Genomic DNA, 5,791 nt, shown 5'->3' with positions numbered 1-5,791 from the left:
TGTATGGTGGGGTGCGACACGAAAGTCGTGATTTTGTGGTGGTTAAATTCCATCTTCCCTAAACATCAGGGATAAAGTATGTCTCACATTTTAGAAAGTGGCAACTTCTGGGATGCAAGCATGAGACAAAAGCAGGTAATACTAAACCTTATGGTAAATCCCTGCGAACAGAGTTGGATAAGGTTACGAAAGGAACTTATGTTTGAATTGTCGTCAACATGAATATGCGAAATAAGGTTGATACGCATAGACCAAAATGGTAGAAGCGCAAAGAGGAATCAAGATCCTACCACTTGATTATGGATGTTCTCAGCTTCCGGCAAAAAAGTAAGAACCTAAGTCCAACATGAAACAAAATCATGGAACGGAGTAACCGCATAGATGCTCTTATATTTATTTAGATATAAGCAGGTAGCCAACCGTAAGCTTCTATGTGGAAGGATTGTTTAAGAAGCTAACGCCCAAAGTAATATTTGGGATATGCAGACGTAAACACTGTAATTTGGAAGGTAAAGTTATGAGTAGTAGTGAATATGTTATGAGCCAACAAAATGTTAGGTATGAATGGAATGAAATTTCTTGGCGTAAGCTGGAGAAATCTTCATTTAAGCTACAAAAACGAATTTACCAAGCTTCTAAATGTAATGATGTCAAAAAGATGCATAATCTTCAGAGATTATTACTCAAATCAACAAGTGCAAGAATGCTCGCAGTTAGAAGAGTAACACAGGACAATAGAGGGAAAAAGACTGCAGGTATTGATGGGAAAGCCAATCTCGACCAAAAAGAAAGAATGCAATTAGCAAATTCTATGGATTTAAGAGGAAGAGCAAAACCATCAAGACGAGTCTGGATACCAAAACCTGGCAAGCCATTGGAGCGTCGTCCCCTTGGTATTCCCACTATATCGTGTCGAGCAAAACAAACACTTGTAAAAATGGCGTTGGAACCTGAATGGGAAGCAAAATTTGAGCCGAACACTTATGGTTTTAGACCTGGTAGATCTTGTCACGATGCTATGAAGGCCATATTCAATGCACTAAGTCAGAAAACAGCATATTGTTTAGATGCTGATATTTCAGGATGTTTCGATAATATTAAACACTATGCATTGCTTGAAAAACTCAATACCACACCAACATTAAGAAAAACAATAAAAGGATGGTTGAGAGCAGGAGTAATAGAAAATAGAATCTTCCAGCCAACTAAGAGTGGTACAATTCAAGGAGGAACTATCTCTCCATTATTGGCTTGTATAGCATTACACGGTATGGAACAATATATTAAAGAAGCATTAAAAAGTGAACTTTTTCTATATAGAAGAAGAAAGTATGGTACAGCATCGCAGCAACGGGCACAACAAGCTCTTAGTATAATTTTTTATGCTGATGATTTTGTTGTTATACATGAGAGTGAGGAGATCCTTATTAAGGCAAAGGTACTAATCGAAGAATGGTTAAAAATCATTGGACTAGAACTAAAACCTTCAAAAACAAGGATTTCCCATACTTTAGAAGGGGATAAACCAGGATTTGATTTTCTTGGATTTTCAATAAGACACTACCTAACAAGAAATAATAAGAAAGGTTACAAGTTATTAATCAAACCAAGTCGTGAATCTATAAAACAGCATAATTTCATTATCAAACATAAGATTAGAAAATTGAGGGGAGCAACACAAGAAATAGTAATTAAAGTACTTAATCCAATTATTAGAGGATGGAGTCAATATTACTCTTGTGTAGTTTCAAGTGAAACATTTAATCTTATCGACAGTGTAATGTTCAGAAAACTTTGGAAGTGGGCGTTATATAAACACCCAAACAAAGGAAAATGCTGGATCAAAAGAAAGTACTTCAAGAAGTATGGTAATGATAATTGGCGATTTATGACAAGTAACGAAGTGAATCTTATAAGACACGGAGATCATGTTATTAAGCGACATATCAAAGTGAAAGGAACCAAATCTCCATACGATGGTGATTGGGTTTACTGGGGGAATCGTCTTAATAGAATACTAGATAAATCACCGAGAGTAATAAAGCTGTTGAAGTTACAACAAGGCAAATGTGATCAATGTCAACTTTGGTTCAAGAGTGATGATATTCTAGAAATACACCATAAAGACCAAAATAGGAAAAATAATATGATCAAAAATTTATTATTATTACATGGACATTGTCACGATATTTTACACAGGAAGTGTGCATGACAAGCACCAAATTGCAGAGGAGCCGTATGACGGTAACCTGTCACGTACGGTTCTGCAGTCGAGTGGGGAGAGGTGACTTTCTCCACTTAGATAACTGGAAAAAAGATAGTAGAAGAGTTAATAAAAGCAGGGGCAGAAATAAACCTGGTAAGTATATCAGGATTTAGCCCAATGTATTACGCAAGTGATGAAGAGACAAGGGAGGTATTAAAGAAAAAAGGAGGAAAAATAGTGAACAAACAGAGGGAGTTAATGGAAAAAATAAGTAAGGTATCGGAAAAGCAGGTGGTAAATGGTGGAAAGAAGCTAAATGATGTGGAGGAAAGGGCTGTAGATGTTTGCAGACTTTTTGTGAGGAAATAAGAGGCTAAATATATGGAAAAAATAGAAGAGAAAAGCTGGCAACAGCAGGAGAGGAATTGCTATTATTTAACAGATTAAATATATAGATTTATATCTTAATATAATATGCTGAAAAAATGTGTATATTTTGTAAAAAAAACTTGCTTTTTATGCCAAAACAGCCCTAAGTGAAAAAGTAGCTGGTAAACAAACAAAGTTTGCTAAGCGCTAAAGTGAGCCAAATTGGAGCCACTTTATATTGCATTAATAGCTGAGGAACTTATGGTAAAATTTAGTAAGAAAGAAAGAGAAGAATTTAATAAGTCGTGGAAAGAAGTATTAGATAACTCAATAGAAAATATTAACAAAAAAGACACAAAAGGAAGGACGATACTACATTACGCGGTGGGAATGCCAGATCCGAAAAAAGTGAAATTATTAATCAAAAAGGGAGCAGATGTAGATGCAGCAGATGCCGGGAAATATAGACCACTACACCTAGCAGTGATGGGGCAACGTCTAGAAAATACAAAAGAGCTGATAAAGGCAGGAGTCGATGTAAACGCAGTGGAACGAAGTAGCAAATTTGCCGCGTTACACCTTGCGTGCATGGTAGCAGAGATAAAAATAGTAGAAGAGCTAGTAAAAGCGGGAGGGAATGTGGAACAAAAAGATAAATTTGGCAAGACCCCAATGGATTATGTGAGAAATAATAAAGAGATAAAAGAAGTGTTAGAGAACGTAAAAATGGCAAATAAACAGAGGGAATTTATAGAAAGAATAAGAGTTGTATCGGAAAGTACAGCAGCAGGTGTGATAGTAGCAAAAGAAGAGGTGAAAGAGCTAGAAACTATGGATGAAAAAGTGCTATGAGCCGCAACTTTTTTTTAAATTCAGAAGCTAGAATGGAAGGAATAGAAAAGAAAGTATTGAATTTAGAGAAAAAAGCGTTGGAAGAGGTGAGGAAAATATGGAAAAAGGTATATGGAGAAGGAGCGCCTAGATACTCAAAGAAATACCTGATACCAAGATTAGCTTATAGAATGCAGGAAAAAGCGTACGGAGAAATATCAAGAAAAGGGGCAAAAAGACTAGAATACCTGGCAGATCGACTAGAGAAGGGAAAAAGGATAAGTAGCGATAAATTACCAGTAGAAGGAACAGAATTAATACTAGAGAGAGGAGAAGAGACGCATGCAGTAATGGTAACAGATAAGGGTTTAATCTACAGAGAAGGATTTTATACGTCATTATCAGCAGTAGCAGGAAAAATAATGGGAATGAGCTATAATGGACCTTTATTATTCGGGATGCGTGATAAAAATGGGAGCTGAAGAGGAGAAAATGCTAAAAGAGGTAAGGTGCGCGATATATACAAGAAAATCAAATGAGGATGGACTAGAACAAAAGTTTAATAGTCTTGATGCGCAACGAGTAGCATGTGAGAAGTACGTAAAGAGCAAAGAAGGCTGGGTAGTATTGGCCACAAGGTACGATGATGGCGGCTATTCAGGAAAAAACTTAGAAAGACCAGCAATAAAGGAATTGTTTGAAGATGTAAAAAAAGGAGAAGTAGATTGTGTAGTAGTATATACATTAGACAGGCTATCAAGGGAGACAAAAGACAGCATCGAAGTAACGTCATTTTTTAGAAGGCATAGAGTAAATTTTGTAGCAGTAACGCAGATATTTGACAATAATACGCCAATGGGAAAGTTCGTGCAAACGGTATTGTCAGGAGCAGCACAGCTAGAAAGAGAGATGATAGTAGAGAGAGTAAAAAATAAAATAGCAACATCAAAAGAACACGGACTATGGATGGGAGGAACTTTGCCGCTTGGATATGATGTAAAAGATAAAGAATTAATAATAAATGAAAAAGAAGCAAGGACAGTGAAGCATATATTTGAAAGATATTTGGAGCTAAAATCAATGGCAGAATTGGCAAGGGAGTTAAATAGAGAAGGTTACAGAACAAAATCAGATATCTTTAAAAAAGCAACAGTGAGAAGGATAGTAACAAATCCAATATATATGGGAAAGATAAGACATTATGAGAAAGAGTATGAGGGAAAGCACGATGCGATAATAGAAGAAGAAAAATGGCAAAAAGCGCAGGAATTGATAAGGAATCAACCATATAGAAAAGCAAGATATGAAGAGGCGCTACTAAAGGGAATAATTAAGTGCAAGAGCTGTGAAGTAAATATGACGCTGACGTATGCAAAAAAAGAGAATAAGAGATATCGATATTACGTATGCAATAATCATTTAAGGGGAAAAGGTTGTGAATCAATAAACAGGACTATAGTAGCTGGGGAAATAGAAAAAGAAGCAATGAAGAAAGTAGAAGATTTATATGAAAAATGTGGAGAAAAAGCAGAAGAGTGGAAAAATTTAAGTTTTGGAAAGCAGAAAGAAGTAGTGAAAAAGTTAATAAAAGGAGTAATGGTAAAAGAAGATGGAATAGAGTTATGTTCTGAATCAGAGGAAAAATTTATACCAATAAAGAAGAAGGGAAATAAATGCACAGTAATTGAGCCAGAAGGTAAAACAAACAATGCGTTACTCAAAGCAGTGGTGAGAGCCCATCTGTGGAAACGTCAACTAGAAGAGGGAAAATATGCAAATATAAAAGAGCTGAGTGCCAAAATTAATATAGGTACAAGACGTATACAGCAAATTTTAAGGTTAAATTATTTAGCTCCAAAAATAAAAGAAGATGTAATAAATGGAAGACAGCCAAGTAATTTGAGGCTAGCTGATTTAAGAGAAATACCGATGTTGTGGGGTGAGCAATTAGAAAGATTCTACGGGTTAGAGTTTTATAACAGTAGTTTGCTTGAAAGGCGAAAAACAGGATAGAAGATTTAGGTAATTGCTAATGTGTAATAGTTTAGACTACTGCTTTCTCAGCGAGAAAATATATAGAACATTAATAATTGCGTGTTAAGGTAAGCTTTATTTTGTTAAAGGAGCTAGATTGTGACTACAGACTGTAAAGAAGAGATGAGAAACTGTATCTCTAAATATAGAGAAGAACTTGCTGAAAATAAAATGGCAATAAAGGAAGTGTTGGTTGGTAATGGAATTAATAACATAAGTGATCACTTTTATAATGGTGATAAAGTTTGCGATAAAGAGAGATTTAATGAGGGAAATGAGTGTCAAGATACAAAATATGGTACACGTCAAACAGACTATACGTATGATGAGTGGAAGCAAAAAACGGAAAAA

General features: G+C 35.5%; 5 protein-coding genes and 1 pseudogene. All 6 read left to right on the top strand.

Features of this window, described 5'->3' with window-relative positions:
* Positions 1-517: 517 nt before the first annotated feature.
* Positions 518-2,212, top strand: coding sequence for a group II intron reverse transcriptase/maturase (gene ltrA / locus OZD62_RS03245; protein WP_274979042.1), 1,695 nt, complete (start codon positions 518-520; stop codon positions 2,210-2,212).
* A gap of 171 nt (positions 2,213-2,383) precedes the next feature.
* Complete coding sequence (locus tag OZD62_RS03240; protein WP_274979201.1) at positions 2,384-2,575, top strand: hypothetical protein; 192 nt, start codon at positions 2,384-2,386, stop codon at positions 2,573-2,575.
* 261 nt (positions 2,576-2,836) lie between these two features.
* The gene (locus tag OZD62_RS03235; RefSeq protein ID WP_010962485.1) at positions 2,837-3,427 is read left to right on the top strand and encodes an ankyrin repeat domain-containing protein; all 591 of its coding nucleotides are present in this window, start codon (positions 2,837-2,839) and stop codon (positions 3,425-3,427) included.
* 32 nt (positions 3,428-3,459) lie between these two features.
* Positions 3,460-3,888: a DUF2924 domain-containing protein gene (locus OZD62_RS03230; RefSeq protein WP_275019423.1), complete on the top strand. Its 429-nt coding sequence runs from the start codon at positions 3,460-3,462 to the stop codon at positions 3,886-3,888.
* A 10-nt stretch (positions 3,889-3,898) separates the two neighbouring features.
* Positions 3,899-5,419: a recombinase family protein gene (locus tag OZD62_RS03225; RefSeq protein ID WP_275019422.1), complete on the top strand. Its 1,521-nt coding sequence runs from the start codon at positions 3,899-3,901 to the stop codon at positions 5,417-5,419.
* 120 nt (positions 5,420-5,539) lie between these two features.
* Positions 5,540-5,791, top strand: a pseudogene (locus tag OZD62_RS03220) (hypothetical protein); the annotation flags it as partial.

It is taken from the genome of Wolbachia endosymbiont of Drosophila seguyi (genome assembly GCF_028981765.1).
In the GTDB taxonomy this organism is placed as follows: domain Bacteria; phylum Pseudomonadota; class Alphaproteobacteria; order Rickettsiales; family Anaplasmataceae; genus Wolbachia; species Wolbachia pipientis.
This window is presented reverse-complemented; position numbering and strand designations above follow the sequence as displayed.